14 protein-coding genes are annotated in these 15,646 nt (G+C 69.7%); 7 read left to right on the top strand and 7 right to left on the bottom strand.

The window, feature by feature from the left end:
• The first annotated feature begins 4 nt into the window (after positions 1 to 4).
• Positions 5 to 271, top strand: a complete 267-nt coding sequence (locus tag IU476_RS12295) for a hypothetical protein (protein WP_195099599.1) — start codon at positions 5 to 7, stop codon at positions 269 to 271.
• Positions 272 to 310: 39 nt separating this feature from the next.
• Here the strand turns inward: IU476_RS12295 and lepA are convergent, their stop codons facing one another.
• Complete coding sequence (gene lepA, locus IU476_RS12290) at positions 311 to 2,155, bottom strand: translation elongation factor 4 (RefSeq protein WP_195099597.1); 1,845 nt, start codon at positions 2,153 to 2,155, stop codon at positions 311 to 313.
• Positions 2,156 to 2,583: 428 nt separating this feature from the next.
• Between lepA and IU476_RS12285 the strand changes: the two genes are divergently transcribed.
• Together IU476_RS12285 and IU476_RS12280 are read left to right on the top strand one after the other, a co-directional pair.
• Complete coding sequence (locus IU476_RS12285; protein ID WP_195099595.1) at positions 2,584 to 3,153, top strand: type II toxin-antitoxin system PemK/MazF family toxin; 570 nt, start codon at positions 2,584 to 2,586, stop codon at positions 3,151 to 3,153.
• 4 nt (positions 3,154 to 3,157) lie between these two features.
• Positions 3,158 to 4,006: a class I SAM-dependent methyltransferase gene (locus IU476_RS12280; RefSeq protein ID WP_195099593.1), complete on the top strand. Its 849-nt coding sequence runs from the start codon at positions 3,158 to 3,160 to the stop codon at positions 4,004 to 4,006.
• A 134-nt stretch (positions 4,007 to 4,140) separates the two neighbouring features.
• Here IU476_RS12280 and IU476_RS12275 read toward each other — a convergent pair whose 3' ends face one another.
• On the bottom strand, positions 4,141 to 4,932 hold the full coding sequence (locus tag IU476_RS12275; RefSeq protein ID WP_195099591.1) for an aquaporin: 792 nt from the start codon (positions 4,930 to 4,932) through the stop codon (positions 4,141 to 4,143).
• Between the two features lie 185 nt (positions 4,933 to 5,117).
• On the bottom strand, positions 5,118 to 6,317 hold the full coding sequence (locus IU476_RS12270) for a cytochrome P450 family protein (protein ID WP_195099589.1): 1,200 nt from the start codon (positions 6,315 to 6,317) through the stop codon (positions 5,118 to 5,120).
• Positions 6,318 to 6,568: 251 nt separating this feature from the next.
• Here IU476_RS12270 and IU476_RS12265 point away from each other — a divergent pair, with 251 nt between their 5' ends.
• From IU476_RS12265 to IU476_RS12250, 4 genes are all read left to right on the top strand, one after another.
• On the top strand, positions 6,569 to 7,513 hold the full coding sequence (locus IU476_RS12265) for an AraC family transcriptional regulator (protein ID WP_195099587.1): 945 nt from the start codon (positions 6,569 to 6,571) through the stop codon (positions 7,511 to 7,513).
• Between the two features lie 119 nt (positions 7,514 to 7,632).
• A complete protein-coding gene (gene rpsT, locus IU476_RS12260) occupies positions 7,633 to 7,896 on the top strand; it encodes a 30S ribosomal protein S20 (RefSeq protein WP_195099584.1) in 264 nt (87 codons plus the stop codon).
• A gap of 140 nt (positions 7,897 to 8,036) precedes the next feature.
• Positions 8,037 to 9,230, top strand: a complete 1,194-nt coding sequence (locus IU476_RS12255) for a phosphatidylinositol-specific phospholipase C (protein ID WP_195099583.1) — start codon at positions 8,037 to 8,039, stop codon at positions 9,228 to 9,230.
• 309 nt (positions 9,231 to 9,539) lie between these two features.
• Complete coding sequence (locus IU476_RS12250) at positions 9,540 to 9,887, top strand: type II toxin-antitoxin system HicB family antitoxin (RefSeq protein ID WP_228823484.1); 348 nt, start codon at positions 9,540 to 9,542, stop codon at positions 9,885 to 9,887.
• A gap of 11 nt (positions 9,888 to 9,898) precedes the next feature.
• Here the strand turns inward: IU476_RS12250 and holA are convergent, their stop codons facing one another.
• The 4 genes from holA to IU476_RS12225 all read right to left on the bottom strand — a co-directional run bounded on the left by holA (position 9,899) and on the right by IU476_RS12225 (position 15,607).
• Positions 9,899 to 10,870 carry a DNA polymerase III subunit delta gene (gene holA, locus IU476_RS12245; RefSeq protein ID WP_195099582.1) on the bottom strand — a complete coding sequence of 324 codons (972 nt, stop codon included), beginning with the start codon at positions 10,868 to 10,870 and terminating at the stop codon, positions 9,899 to 9,901.
• Positions 10,871 to 10,880: 10 nt separating this feature from the next.
• On the bottom strand, positions 10,881 to 12,734 hold the full coding sequence (locus IU476_RS12235; RefSeq protein WP_324194029.1) for a ComEC/Rec2 family competence protein: 1,854 nt from the start codon (positions 12,732 to 12,734) through the stop codon (positions 10,881 to 10,883).
• Between the two features lie 158 nt (positions 12,735 to 12,892).
• Complete coding sequence (locus IU476_RS36075; RefSeq protein WP_324194028.1) at positions 12,893 to 13,699, bottom strand: ComEA family DNA-binding protein; 807 nt, start codon at positions 13,697 to 13,699, stop codon at positions 12,893 to 12,895.
• Positions 13,700 to 14,767: 1,068 nt separating this feature from the next.
• Positions 14,768 to 15,607 carry a class I SAM-dependent methyltransferase gene (locus IU476_RS12225; RefSeq protein ID WP_195099580.1) on the bottom strand — a complete coding sequence of 280 codons (840 nt, stop codon included), beginning with the start codon at positions 15,605 to 15,607 and terminating at the stop codon, positions 14,768 to 14,770.
• Between the last annotated feature and the right edge of the window lie 39 nt (positions 15,608 to 15,646).

The raw sequence follows: 15,646 nt of genomic DNA, 5'->3' as shown, positions 1-15,646 counted from the left end.
TTCGGTGTCCGAACCGAACGCGGGTATTGCCAATTCAGATCGCTTTACACCTTATTTCCGGATAACCGGCCTGTCACATCCTTCGAGCCTGCCCGCAGGCCCTCCAGGCGTCCGTCAGGCGGCAACCGACGATACAGTGCTGCGCCCCACAGCTTGGCAGCGCTCGAATCAGTATGAAAGCCCCAAGATCAACGGGCAATACCAACCGGTCAAACGCTCAGACCTGCGGGAACGCGCCGCCGAAAACGCCGCGAATGCCGACCGCCGGTGAGACCTACCCCACCGCACCGCGCCGTCAAACCCCCTGGCGCTACTTTCCCTTCGGCTTTTCCGCCGCGGACTCGGTGGACAGCGCCGCCACGAAAGCTTCCTGGGGGACATCGACCCGCCCGATCGTCTTCATGCGCTTCTTGCCCTCCTTCTGCTTCTCCAGCAGCTTGCGCTTGCGGCTGATATCGCCGCCGTAGCACTTGGCCAGCACGTCCTTGCGGATGGCGCGAATGTTCTCGCGGGCGATGACCTTCGACCCGATCGCCGCCTGAATGGGCACCTCGAACTGCTGCCGCGGAATCAGTTCCTTGAGTTTCTCGGTCATCCGCCGCCCGTAGGCCTGCGCCGCGTCGCGGTGCACGATCGCGGAGAACGCGTCGACCGCCTCGCCCTGCAGCAGGATGTCCACCTTCACCAGGTCGGCCTCCTGCTCGCCGGCCTCCTCGTAATCGAGGCTGGCGTAACCGCGGGTGCGCGACTTCAGCGAGTCGAAGAAATCGAAGATGATCTCGGCCATCGGCAGCGTGTAGCGCATTTCCACGCGCGTCTCCGACAGGTAATCCATGCCGCCCAGCTCGCCGCGCCGGGACTGGCACAGTTCCATGATCGAGCCGATGAATTCGCTCGGCGAGATGATGGTGACCTTCACGATCGGCTCGAACACCGCGCGCGACTTGCCCTCCGGCCAGTACGACGGATTGGTGACGACGTGCTCGCTGCCGTCCTCCATGATCACCCGGTAGATCACGTTGGGCGCGGTGGAGATCAGGTCCAGATCGAATTCCCGCTGCAACCGCTCGCGGGTGATCTCCATGTGCAGCAGGCCCAGGAAGCCGCAGCGGAAACCGAAGCCCAGCGCCACCGACGTCTCCGGCTGATAGGTCAGCGCGGCGTCGTTGAGCTGCAACTTGTCCAGCGCGTCGCGGAGGTCCGGATAATCCGAGCCGTCCATCGGATACAGACCCGAGAACACCATCGGCGAGGGCTCCCGATATCCGGTGAGCGGCTCGGCGGCACCGCCCTTCGCGACGGTCACGGTGTCACCGACCTTCGACTGCCGCACGTCCTTCACGCCCGTGATGAGGTAGCCGACCTCGCCGACGCCCAGCCCCTGGGTGGGCTTCGGCTCCGGCGACACGATGCCGATCTCCAGCAGCTCGTGCGTGGCGCCGGTGGACATCATCTTGATCTTCTCGCGCGGGGTGAGCTTGCCGTCCACCACGCGCACATAGGTGACCACGCCCCGATAGGTGTCGTAGACCGAGTCGAAGATCATCGCCCGCGCGGGCGCGTCGGCCTCACCCTGCGGCGCCGGCACCTTCTCGATCACGGTGTTCAGCAGCTCCGGCACGCCCACGCCGGTCTTGCCGGACACCCGCAGCACGTCCTCCGGCTCGCAACCCACGATGTGGGCCAGCTCGGCGGCGTAGCGGTCCGGGTCGGCGGCGGGCAGGTCGATCTTGTTCAGGACCGGGATGATCTCCAGGTCCTTGTCCAGAGCCAGATAGAGATTGGCCAGTGTCTGCGCCTCGATCCCCTGCGCCGCGTCCACCAGCAGAATCGCGCCCTCGCACGCCTCCAGCGCCCGCGACACCTCGTAGGTGAAGTCCACGTGGCCCGGCGTATCGATCAGGTGCATCACGTAGTCGGTGCCTTCGACCGTCCACGGCAGCCGCACGTTCTGGGCCTTGATGGTGATACCGCGCTCCCGCTCGATATCCATCCGGTCCAGGTACTGCGCGCGCATCTGCCGCTCCTCGACCACCCCGGTCAATTGCAGCATCCGGTCGGCCAGGGTGGACTTCCCGTGGTCGATGTGCGCGATGATGCAGAAGTTCCGGATCCGCGCGGGATCGGTGAACGTCGTGTCGGCGAAGCTTGGCACTCCACTCCTGTGTCTAATTGCGCCGCCTCCGGCGTCGCGGGTTTGCTGTGTTCGACTGCCGCGGCTCCGCCACGGCGGGTTCGCGGCGCTTGTGTGGCTCGGTTTCCGCGACCGCCGCTTGCTCCTTCGTCGCCTGCGCGGCGGCCACCGAAACCGAGCCGCGCCGCAAACCGTTGTGGCTGCGCGGTGTCGCTTGCTTACGTTTCAGCTTATGGGTTGGAGCCGCCGGAGTTGTAACGCCCCTCTTCTCCAGGGCTATCGCTCCCGGCGCGAGGAGATCCCGGTCACAGCCGCGCCCGCTCGGCGGTTCTGCCACATTTGCCGCTCGGAACCGATCGCCCGGCCCCTCGAACCCGGCAAATTCCCAGCTCGCACAACGGCGTTGGGGCGGGATGAGATTGCGACCTTACGCCGTTATAGTCCGATCCATGGCCAGCACGTGGAGCTCACTCGGCAAGCAGTTGGGGACCATTGCCAAGGAGCAGGGGCCCAAGATCGTCCGCAAGCAGGCGCCGAAGCTGGTCGATCGGGTGCAGCGCTCGGCGGTGTGGGATCGGGCCATGGGGCGGCGGAAGGCGCCGGGCGTGACGGTGCGTCCCGCGGCCTCGACGCCGGTGCCGACCCGGGAGCGGGCGCGGCAGGTGGTGTACTGCCCGCACCTGGACGGGCGCGCCGACCCCGGGGAGATCGTGTGGACCTGGGTGCCGTTCGAGGAGGACCCGAACAACGGCAAGGACCGCCCGGTGCTCGTAGTCGGCCGGGAGCGCAAAACCCTGCTGGGACTGATGCTCTCGTCGAATCCCGAACGCGCCCACGACCGCGACTGGATCGGAATCGGTTCCGGCCCTTGGGATCACGCCGATCGCCCGAGCTGGGTCCGGCTCGACCGGGTACTCGACGTCCCGGAGGCGGGCATCCGCCGCGAGGGTGCCATCCTCCCCCGCAAGACCTTCGACCTGGTCGCCCACCGCCTCTGCACCGAATACGACTGGCGCTGAGCCGATGGCATTCGACGCGGAGACCGCCGCGCTGATCCGCGCCAACGAGCGCAACTGGGACGCCCGCACGCCGATCCACGCGGCCTCCGCCTTCTACGGCATCGACGGCAGCCGACCGGCGGAATCCTGGTTCGGCCCGTTCGAATGGGACGACTTGGGGCCACTCGACGGCCGCGACATGGTGCACCTGCAATGCCACCTCGGCACCGAGACGATCGCCTTCGCCCGACGCGGGGCCCGCGCGGTCGGCCTGGACCTGTCCGGCCGGTCCGTCGAGCAGGCCCGCCGCATCGCCCGCGAGCGCGAGGCAGCCGTCGACTACGTCAAGTCCGACGTCTACGACGCGGCAACGGCCCTGGGCGACCGGCACTTCGACATCGTCTACACCGGCAAGGGCGCGCTATGCTACCTGCCCGACCTGGACCGCTGGGCCGCGGTGATCCACGAGCTGCTGCGCCCGGGCGGCCTGCTGTACCTCGTCGAATTCCACCCCGTACTGACCTCGCTGGGCCCCAAGCCCGGACCGGACGACGGCCCCGAACTGCTCCTGCGCCACGACTACCTCGAGGGCCGCGGCCCGGTCGAGCACAACGCCACCCACACCTACACCGACGGCCCCGCCCTCCCGCCCGACGCGGCGCCGGTCTACGAATGGGCCCACGGCCTCGGCCACGTCGTCACCGCACTCACCCGGGCGGGCCTGACCGTCACGTCGCTGCGCGAGACCGATCTGCTGCCCTGGCCGCGCTGGCCGCACATGCTCCGCGACGCGGAGAGCGGCTGGTGGCGCCTGCCGCCGTCGGGCCCGCGCATCCCGCTCCTCTACGCCTTACGCGCCACCAAGCCACGTTGAAAACGCTGCCCCGCAACCGTTTCGAGCCCGCAATCGGGAAGCCATATTGCGCGACCTGGCCCGCAACTCATTTCGGGCCGGTGATCACGAAGCCGTATTACGCGATCTGGCACGCAACCCTTTTCGGCCGGTGATCACGAAGCCATGTTGCGCGAGCGGCCGAACAACAGGCTGTACACCAGCGCGCCCAGCAGGCCCCCGACGAGCGGGAACACGATGAACACCCAGACCTGGGCCAGCGCGCCTTCCTGATAGGGCGCGACGGCGAGGCTGCGCGCGGGATTGACCGAGGTGTTGTCGATCGGGATCGAGATCAGGTGGATCACCGCGAGCGTGATTCCGATGGACAACCCGGCCAGCGGCACGTCGGAGAGCTGATCGGTGGACGCCAGCACCACGAAGACCAGCAGCGCGGTCAGCAGCACCTCGACGGTGATCGCCGCGGCCAGCCCGTACCCGTTCTGCACCAGCGTCCCCATCGGCCCCTCGACCTGGAGCTTCGACGGGCTGTGCGCGCCCCACCCGTTCGCGCCGAGACCGTCGCGCAAGCGGTTGTAGGCGGGCAGGTTCTGAGCCAGCGCGTACACCACCGCACCGGCCGCGAACCCGCCGACCAGTTGCGCCACCACATAGCTGACCGCGGTGGCCACATTGACCCGGCCGAGCAACAGTTGCCCCAGCGTCACCGCGGGATTCACGTGACAACCGGACACCGGCCCGATCGCGTACACCAGGAACAGCAGCGTGAACCCGAACGCCAGGGCCACGCCCAGCGCACTGACCCGCTCCCCCGCGATCACGGCCGTGCCGACGCCGCCCAGCACCAGGACGAACGTCCCGATCGCCTCGGCGAGCAGCTTGCGCGTCAACGGCACCGGCCGCCGCTCGACATCTTCCTCGACAACTTCCTGCGCAGTCGGAGACATCCTCTGCCACCTTCCCCTTCGGACCGAAGCTTCGGGACCAGGTCTTGCACGGAGAATTCGCGAACGGACGACCGAGACGGCCGTTTCGGTTCGGACGCTACGCCGGCCGGATCCCCGGCACAACGATCCCGCGCCGCCGCGCCCGGCATTCGCATTTCGGGCGAAACGGCACGGGATCGCGGGAACTAGCGGGCGGAGTCGAGCCGGACCGGCAGTTCGATCGGGCCGGTGGTGCTGATCTGCGGCACATACGCCAGCTCCGCCGGATCGCAGGCCAGTTCCAGGCGCGGAAAGCGGTTGAACAGCATCGACAGTGCGATGCGGCTCTCCAGCCGGGCCAGCGGCGCACCGAGGCAGAAATGCGGTCCGCGGCCGAAGCCCAGCTGGTCGCGGTGGTCGTGGTCGATGTCGAAGGTGTCGGCGTCCGGGTAGCGGCGCGCGTCCCGGCCCACCCCGCCGTGCCACAGCACCATGCTGCCCGCCGGAATCTCGACGCCCGCGATCGTCACGTCCCGGCGCGGGTAGCGCATCAACGCCCCGACGACGGGCGACCCGTAGCGCAGCGCCTCCTCGACCACGTCGGCCCACCGAGCCTCCTCGGTGGCGCGGGCCCGCTGTTCCGGGTGGGTGCACAGGGTCACCACGGCCGTGCTCAGCAGGTGCACCGTCGTCTCGTGGCCGGCCACGATCACCAGCCAGAGCATGTTGACCAGTTCCTCGACGGTCAGGTTGTTGTCCTCGTTGGCCGCCAGCAGCGCCGTGGTGAGGTCGTCGGCGGGTTCGCGCCGCTTGCGCTCGAGCAGTTCGGTGAAGTAGCCGAGCATGCCGATCATCGCGTTCTGCGCCTGCTCGCCGGTGCTGGTGGCCGAGACGATGGTGGCGGTCCAGTCCTTGATCTGCCCCTGCTCGCCGGCCGGCACGCCGAACAGCTCGCAGATCACCCGCACCGGGAGCGGCGTGGTGAAGTGCGCGACCAGATCGATCACCTCCTCCTCGGGGAAGTTCGCCATCAGGTTTGCGGCGATCTTCTCGATCCGCGGTTCCAGCGCGGCGATCCGGGCCGGGGTGAAGGCCTGGCCGATCGTCTTGCGCAACCGGCGGTGCTCGAGGCCGTCCTTGTTGAGCATGTGGTCCATGTCGGTCAGGGCGCGCAGCGGCCAGTCGGCCGGGATGGTGCCGTCGCGCAGCGCGGGGCAGTTCTCCGCGCTCTTGCCGAACACCTTGTCGTCGAGCACCTCACTCACGGCGCGATAGCTGACCGCGACGAACGCCGGCACCCCGCCGGGCAGTTCGATCGGGACGATCTCGCCGACGGCCCGGATGCGGGCGTAGGTGTCGCGGACGGATTCCCCAGCGGTCGGAAGCTGGATGACTGCTTCGGTCATGATGTCTCCCAATGGTTTTCCGGGCCGAACCCGAGCAGTGTCGACCGAATCGTCCGAATCCGACAGCAGTTGCGAGATCTCCTGCCCGGCACCGGAATTGAGCGACACAAAAACGTAAGTCGCTGGGAGCGCGGCGAAAACTCGTCCGGCGCTCGCAGCGGGTGGGAGAATCGGCGCACCCGGTCGCGTCCGGACGATCGGCGCTCGACGGCCCGGACGCCTCACCCGTCCGAGCCGAGGATCGAGCCCACATGCGATACGACCAGCTGTCCGTCGACGACGCCCAGCACTGGACCGAACTCACCAACACCTTCGTGCCGATGGACCACCGGATCGCCGACCCCGCACGCTGGCGTTCCACGCTGACCGTGCAGCGCACCACCACCTACAGCCTGCTGCGCTGGGACGAACCCGGCGACCGGGTCGCCTATCGCACTCCCTCGCTCGTGCGGCGCGCGGCCGCCGACGGCTTCTACTGGCTGGTGCTCCCACAGCGGGACGCCTTCACCATCAGCTGGCAGGACGACGGCGCGGCCGTCCCGCCCGGGCGCGCGGTGCTGATGGGACTGGACCAGGTGTGCCGGATGCGGCCGGGCCCGTCCGCGCTGGCACTGCAATTGCCCCGCACCGGTATCGACCACGCGCTGCCGCCCGACGGGCCGCGTCGCCTGGTGCTCGACCTGAGTTCGGGTCTGGGCAGGGTCACGGACTCGATGATCCGCAGCGTGCACGCCGAGCAGTCCCGGCTCGACGGCCGGGAGTTCGACGGTCTGTGCGATCGCATCGGCGAACTGCTGTGCATGCTGGCGCTCGGCGACCTGCGCCCGCAGCACGCCCATCTCGACGAGACCGTGGCGGCCGTCCGGCGGCACGTGCGGGCCACCGTCGGCATCGGTGATCTGCGGTTGCCCGCGGTCGCGCAGGCGCTCGGCTGGTCGCCGCGGCAGGTGCGCGTCGCTCTGCAGCACGCCGGCACCACCTATCGGGAACTGCGCCGCGAGGAGGCGCTGCGGTTCGCCCGCGACATTCTGGAAAGCCCCGGACCGCACGCGCCGAGCATCACCGAGATCGCCGCCCGCAGCGGTTTCACCCCGACCTGGTTCTCCGCGGCCTTCAAGGCCCGCTACGGCGAGAGTCCGCGCGAATTCCGGCAGCGTCGCGCGGCAGACGCCGTCGAACGGCGTCGACCGGGGTGATTTCGTCCCCGACCGTGACAACTGGTAACCTCGATCGTCGGCGCGGCGCTACGCAGTTGCGGTAGTGCGCCCAGAGACTTCCGAGACACCAACTGACGACAGGAATCAGAGGAACAAGCGTGGCCAACATCAAGTCCCAGATGAAGCGGATCCGTACCAACGAGGCGGCGCGGCAGCGCAACCAGTCGGTGAAGTCCGCGCTGCGCACCTCGATCCGCAAGTTCCGCGAGGCCGCCGCGGCCGGCGAGAAGGATCAGGCGCAGACCCTGCTGGTCTCGGCCAGCCGCGACCTGGACAAGGCCGCCTCGAAGGGCGTCATCCACGCCAACCAGGCCGCCAACAAGAAGTCGGCCCTGGCGCTGGCCTACAACAAGCTGGGCTGATGCCCGCGCGGTAGGCCTACCGCACACTCTTCTCGACGCCGCCGTGGCAGAGGGTCTGTGAGACACAGACGACCACGGCGGCTTTTGTCGTGTCGCGCAACGGATTCGCCCGGCCCGGCCGCGTCGGTTACCGTGAGCGGATGCTGGGTGGGGAGTTGTGCAAGATCGCGGTGCTGTTGACGGTAGGGGCGGCGGTGGTCGGCTGCGGCGGATCTTCCCCGTCGACTCCGCAGCCCGTGACGGCGGAGTCCGTGGTGGCCGCGACGCCGGAAGGCGAGGTGAGCGCGACCCCAGGAGGTGAGACGGCCGCGACCCCAGGAGGCGAGGCGCCCGGGGCCCCAAGAGGCGAGGCGGCCGCGACTCCAGAAAGTGAGGCGCCTGCGGCTCCAGGAGGCGAGGCGGCCGCGAACCCGGGAGGCGAGACGGCCGGGCTGCCGCGGGCGGGCGGCGCGAAGCTGGACTCAGCGAACCATCCCGACTGGATGGCCGCGCTGCCCGACGACCGCCCGCTGAGCCGGGTCTCGCTGCCCGGCACCCACGACACCATGGCCTTCCACGGCGGTCGGGCCGGACCGGCGGTCGTGACGCAGGAGAGTTTCGGCACGGGCTGCCGCGCCGACGACTGCGTCTCGCGGCAGAGCCTGCGCGTCCAACTGAACGCCGGGGTGCGCGCGCTGGACGTACGGGTGCGACGCGACGAGACCGACGGACTCGCCATCCAGCACGGGCCGTTCTTCCAGCACGCGACCCTCGACGACGTGCTCGGGGTGATCGAAGACTTCCTGGCCGGGCATCCCCTGGAGACGGTGCTGATCCGCCTGAAGGCCGAATGTGTCGCGGCCCCTTCGTCTTTCGGGTGCACCGATGCCGCCGGAGTGGCGCCGGACCTGGCGCGGGTGGACCGCTCCCTCGCCGCACACCCGCGCATCTGGCAGCCCTCCGCCGTCGGCCACGCCGGGATCCCGACCTTGCGCGAGGTCCGCGGCCGCATCGTGTTCACCCAGTTCACCGCCTTCGCGCAAGGCGACGACCGCGGCCTGCCCGTCGACGCGCAAGACCTCTGGGACGGCCCCGACATGGACGTGAAGTGGGCCGCGATCGCCACCCACCTCGACCGCACCGCCACCGCCACCCCCGACACCCTCTACGTCAACTACCTCTCCGCCAACGGCACCCCCGACCCCACCAAACTCCCCCGCCGCTACGCCACCATCCAGAACCAACACACCCTCGACCACCTCCGCACCCACCCCCAAGCCCCCACCGGCATCCTGATGATGGACTTCCCGACCCCCGACCTACTCACGGAAATCCTCCGCCACAACACGGGGTGAACCACAGCCCCAGCACGCCATTCTGGCCACGCTGTGATATCACCGGTAATATCATTCGTGGGTGTCGACGACCGCGAAGATTCTTCGGAGGATGGTGGAGAGCCCTGGCAATGTCAGGTACAGCGACCTACATCGGGTGTGCACCGAGTATTTCGGCGCACCTCGACAGGAGGGCACAAGTCACGCGGTCTTCAGGACACCATGGCAAGGTGACCCGAGGATAAACATTCAGCGGGGAAACGCCGGTAAGGCGAAGGCTTACCAGGTCAGGCAGGTGCTGGCGGCGATCGAGAAGCTGGGGCAGACGCAATGACAGGACACGAGAGTAAGTACAGCGATATGCACTACTCCTTCCGGGTGGCATGGTCGCCGGAGGACGAGGAGTTCGTCGGCCGCTGCCTCGAGTTTCCGTCGCTCTCGTGGCTGGGCGGCACGGTGCACGAAGCGTTCGACGGGATCGTTCGGCTCGTTGCCGACACGGTCGACGATCTCGAGAGGTCGGGTGAGGTGATTCCCGAGCCGTTTGCCGATCGCACGTTCAGCGGGCGTTTCGCGTTGCGGATGTCGCCGGTGTTGCATCGGCGGCTCGCTATGGAGGCCGCCGAGCACGGGGTGAGCATCAACAAGTGGGTGAACGAGAAGTTGGCCGACGCGTGAGTTGTTGGGGGTCAGCGGGTTTCGTGTAGGTCGAGGATGCGGGAGAGGGCGTGCTCGAGGGCGAAGTCGGTGTCGGCGGCGCCGCCCTTGACGTCGGCGTTGAGGGCGGCGACCACCTGGAGGGCCGTGCCGATGGTGGCGGGGGTCCAGCCGCGGGCTTGGGCCTGGGCCTTCTTCACCTTCCACGGGGGCATGCCCAGGGTGGAGGCTAGTTTGAACGGGTCGCCGCGGCCGGCGGAACCGACGCGGGCGATGGTGTGGACCGAGTCGGCGAGGGCGTCGGCGAGCAGGACGGCCGGGACGCCGCGGTCGGTGGCCCAGCGCAGCGCCTCCATGGCGGCGGGGCGGTCGCCGGAGACGGCGAGTTCGGCAACGTCGAAGCCGGTGACCTCGGCGCGGCCCGAGTAGTAGCGGCGGACGGCGGCGACATCGACCCGGCCGCCGGTGTCGGCGGTCAGCTGGGAGCAGGCGGCCGCCAGTTCGCGCAGATCCGAGCCGACGGCCTCCAGGACCGTCTGCACCACCTCGCCGGACACGCGGATGCCGGCCGCGCGGAACTCGTTGCGCACGAACTCGATTCGCTCGCCCGCCTTCGAGACCTTGGCGCAGCTGTGCACCACCGCGCCCGCCTTCTGAAGGGCGGGAGCCAGCGCCTTGGCCCGGCCGCCACCGGTGTGCAGGATGATCAGGACCACGCCCTCGGGCGGTGCCGAAGCCGCGTCGGTGATCACCGCGACGGCGTCCTTGCCTGCCTCGGCGGCGGACTCCAGAATGATCACCCGGTCCTCGGCGAACAGGGACGGGCTCAGCAACTCGGCCAGCTCGGAGGTGCTCGCATCGCCCGCGCGCAGCCGGTCCACCGGCAGCGCGTCGGGATCCGGTGCGGCGCCGCGCACCTGGGCGACCACGGCGGCGACCGCGCGCTCGATCAGCAACTCTTCCTCACCGAGCACGAGATGGACGGGTGCGGGGCGTTCGGTCACGGCGATGATCCTACGGGTGCGGACCGACACTCCCCGGCCTGCCCGGTCTCCCCGCCTGCCCACTTGCCCCGGCCTGCCTGGCTGCCCCGGCCTGCCTGGCTGGCGTGGCCTGCCTGGCTGGCGTGGCCTGCCTGGCTGGCATGGCCTGCCCGGTTGGCGTGGCCTGCCCGGTTGGCGTGGCCTGCCCGGTTGGCGTGGCCTGCCCGGTTGGCGTGGCCTGCCTGGCTGGCATGGCCTGCCCGGTTGGCGTGGCCTGCCCGGTTGGCGTGGCCTGCCCGGTTGGCGTGGCCTGCCCGGTTGGCGTGGCCTGCCCGGTTGGCGTGGCCTGCCCGGTTGGCGTGGCCTGCCCGGTTGGCGTGGCCTGCCTGGTTGGCGTGGCTTGCCCGTTGGGGTGGAGCGTCTGCCGGTTCGCGGGGGCATGGGGGGTGGGGCGGCGGGCTACAGCTGGGCGGGCGAGCCGGGTCAGGGCCGCGATCAGCAGGGCGGTCACGATCGTGACCGCGAGGATGCCGCGTGTGCCGGTCGGGATGGTGAGGGAAAGGTCCAGGGCCGCACCGTGTTCGGCGACGGTGAGCAGCCACCACAATGGCGGTCCGGTCAGGCGGAGCAGCAGGATCGCCGCGGGTTGCCACACGCAGGACAGCGCCGCGCCGAGCGTTCCGAGGATGGTGATCGGCGCGACCACCGGCTCGACCAGGACATTCGCCAGGATTGCCAGCAGGCCGACGTGTCCGGTCAGCGCGGTGATGATCGGCGTGGTGACCAGGAAGGCGGCCGTCGCCACGGCGAAGGGTTCGGCTATGCAGCGCGGCCAGCCCCGGTCCTGTAACCACCGGGCCCAATTCGGAGCCAGCAGAATCAGTCCCGCGGTGGCGAACACCGACAGCGCGAAGCCCGCGTTCACGGCCAGCGCGGGTGAGAAGGCGAGCAGGCCGAGCACGGCCGCGCACAGGGCGGGCAGTGCTTGTTTCCGGCGGCCGGTCATCGCCGCCAGCAAGGCGATCGCCCCCATCACGGCGGCGCGCAGCACCGACGGCGAGGGGCGGGCGAGGACCACGAACATCACCAGCGCCGCCGCCGCGAGCACGATCCCCAGCCGGGCGTCCAAGGTGAGCGCCCGCACCGAGAGGAGCACTGCCGCGAACAGAATCGAGACGTTCATTCCCGACGCGGCCGTCAGGTGCGCCAGATCGGTCTTCTCGAAATTCTCCCGTACGTGCTCGGGCAGCCGGGAGACGTCACCCGCGACCAACCCGGGTAGCAGCCCGGCAGCGTCGTCGGGCAGGGCACGCGCGGACGCCGCCGCGAACTTCGACCGCACCGTCCCCGCCACCCGCTGCCACCAAGGCGCCTCGGCCACCGTGGTCGGCGGGCCTTGTGCACGCAGGACCGCGACGGTCAGGTCGTTCCGCCACGGCCGGTCCGTCCGCGCGCGGAACGTCACCGTCCGGCCGGGAAGCAACGTCGACCAGCTGTCGGGCGCGAGAATCACGACATCGCCGCCTGCCCGCACCGGAACCAGCCCGTGCCGATACTCCCGCAGACCGGCCCGCACCAGCCACTGCCGCCCACCGAACGGCTTGCCGGGCAACAACTTCGGATCGTCGACTGGTGTGACCACCGCCGTCAGGTAGGTCCCCGGCGCCGCGCCCCGCAACGGATGCACCGCCACCCGATGCTCCTGCCACGCCGCCGCCACCGCGAACCCGCTCCCCGCCAGCACCGCGGCCAACACAGCGACGGCAATCGACCGCTGCCCGCCGCCGCGCCCGGCACGCACCACCCACACCCCCACCCCGCCACCGATCGACGCCAAGACCCCCGCCGCCCACAACCCATCCCGCCAGCCCCAGGCAACAGCCACGATCGTGGCACCCCAACACACCACAACAGCCGGCACCAGCCGCACATCCAACAACTGCGCTTCCTCAACCCCCTCCCCTCTCTCCGCCCCTGCCGTCTGCCTCGAATCCCCGCCCACCTCTCCCCCTTCCATCGCCGTGTGCCATTCGGAACCCTTGCTCATACGGTCACCAGGTCGCGTAGGCGTGCGAGGCGAGAGGGGCCTATTCCGGTGACTTCGGCCAGTTGGTCGACGGTGGTGAAGCGGCCGTGTTCGGTGCGCCAGGCGAGGATGGCGCGGGCCGTGGCGGGGCCGACTCCGGGCAGGGTGTCGAGTTCGGATTCGGTGGCGGTGTTCAGGTCCACCTTGGCGAGTGGGGCCGGTGGCGGCGAGACGCCCGAGCCTGCGGGTGCCGGGGTCGAGCGGCCGCCCGGGATCACGACGCTGCCCAGTTGGGGCGGGCCGGGGTTGGGGCCGGTGGTCCCGACCACCACTTGGTCGCCGTCGGCGAGACGTTGGGCCAAGTTCAGACTGCCCAGGTCCGCACCGTCTTTCGGCCCGGCGAGCGACAGGGCGTCGGCGACGCGGGAACCGGACGGCAGGTGCAGCAGTCCGGAACGGTCGACCAGGCCGATGACGCTCACCACCAGATCGGCTCCCCTGCCCGGCGGCGGAGTGGGCGCGACGCCCGCCGGACTCGCCACGGGAACCACCTCGGCGGGCGCCGCCTCGGAAGTGGTCGCCAGCGCACTGCTCCGCACCGCCGGAAGCGGTGGAACAGGCTGCGCCACAGGCCGTTCCCGCTGTGCCGCCGCGGCCGCGAGCACCACGGCCACCAGCCCCACCGCGGCCAACACCACCACCCCGCGCCGTCCCGGATCGAAGCGGGTACCACGAAACCGCTCCGGCACCAGCCGCTCATGCCACACCGCAAGCCCACCCGACGGCTCACTCAACCACTCCGGAGTCCGCGGCCCCTCAACCACCTCCCCCCACTCCTCATCCCTCTCCTCCCGCCCACTCCCCCGCTCGAATCCCTCACCGGCCCAACGCTCGCCACTCACCGCCCGCTCAGGCTCGAACCCCTCCCCATCCTGATACTTGCCAACACCTGACCGCCCTTGCCCCGAACGCTCGGACGCGAACACTTCCTGATCCACGTACTCACCAGCACCCAACCGACCCGGCCCGGAACGCTCGGACTCCAGCACGTCCCGATCCACATACTCGCCAACACCCGACCGCCCCCGCTCGGGCTCGAACACTTCCGGACCCACGTACTCACCAGCACCCAACCGCCCTCGCCTCGAACGCTCAGGCTCGAGCACGTCCCGATTTGCGTACTCGCCAGCACCTGACCGCCCTTGCCTGGAACGCTCGGACTCGAGCACGTCCCGATCCACGTGCTCGCCAGCACCCGACCGCCCCCGCCCCGAACGGTCGGACGCGAGCACTTCTCGATCCAGGTGCTCGCCGACACCCGAACGCGTCCCCGTCGGCTCCTCATACTCGAACTTCTCACGATCCCACCGGCCCCCAGGGATCGACCGCGTGCCGGGCGGCTTCTCCGCGAGCGCTCCCAGCCGCTCCCGCACCCGCCGTCGCTCCTCGTTTCGCGCCATGCGAGCCACCGTAGGTATCCGCCGCCACGAGACCCCTGCCGTGACAAGGCTTTTCCTTCACCCTGGGGACAGCGAAGTACCTGTGCACAACCACCCACCCGTCGCGCGAGTCTTGTCACACCGCTCTGCTAGCCGAGCTAGATCCCACCTCGAGGGACGCCGGGCCGAGGACCATTCCCCTCAGCACACCTGGCACCGAACGTGCTGTACCGCGCCCGCCGCGGGCACCGAGGAAACCGCACACCATCAGCCGATTAGGGGTCGGCCGCTGACATTCTCGTGCTGCCTCGCCTCAGATCATCCGATGGTCGCGCCCGAGCTCCGACCCAGGCCAGCAACGTCATGCTGCCGCGCAGGGGCTGTTGTATGAGCCTGCGATTAGTCGACTGTATGGGCCCACGATTTCTCGACGCCGCTTCCGGCACTACTGCGTTACTTCACCGGACGCTGCGCGTAATGGACCGTGCGGGCGGTGAGGAGGAAGACATCGGGGCGCTGGTCGATGCAGAGGGGGTCGGCCGGGTCCAGTAGGCGGTCCAGAGTCGCCAGGTCGTCGGGGTCCAGGTGGTCGGCGCCCATGCCGCGGTAGCGGGCGATCCAATGGCGGACCGAGCGGCGCGGGCCTGCTTCGAGGGGGGCGGGGTGGTCGACGAGGAAGCTGCGGCTGTGTGCGTCTGCCAAACCGGCGGCGCGGAGCAGGGCGGGCCAGTCCTCGATGACGGCCACGGCGTCGGGCAGTTCGGTGCGCATCCGGTCGAATCGCTCCTCCAGCACGGCATCGAGCCGGGATTGCAGGCCGGGACGCCCGAATCCGATGTGGCGCGGCAGCCACCGCGCCGCCAGTCCGCCCTCGGCGATGGCCAGCACACCGCCCGGCCGCAACAGCCCTGCCATGCGACCGAGTGCGTCGAGCTGGTCGCCGACGTGATGGACCACATTCGCCGACCACACCAGATCGGCCTCCGGCAACTCGCCGAGATCCTGCGGGAACTGCGCGACCCGGGTGCGCAGCCGCACACCGAGTTCCCGGGCGCGGCGTTCGGCGCGGTCGAGCAGTTCGGGCGTGCCGTCCACCGCGATCACCTCGGCCTCCGGGAACCGCTGCGCCAGCAGGCAGGCCGCCACACCGGGTCCCGCACCGATATCGAGGATCCGTCGCGGAGCCGGTCCCGGCAGGGCATCGAACGCGGCGTGCAGATACGGGCTGTACGCCTCGCCCTCGTCCACCAGCATGTCGGCCATGGCGGCCCAGTCGAAATCGTCGTGGTTCATGACTCCCACGATGCCGACGAGAGGGCCGATCCGACAAAC

Source organism: Nocardia blacklockiae (assembly GCF_015477355.1).
In the GTDB taxonomy this organism is placed as follows: Bacteria; Actinomycetota; Actinomycetes; order Mycobacteriales; family Mycobacteriaceae; genus Nocardia; species Nocardia blacklockiae.
Note: the sequence above shows the minus strand (reverse complement) of the source record. Positions and strands in the feature narration are given on the sequence as shown.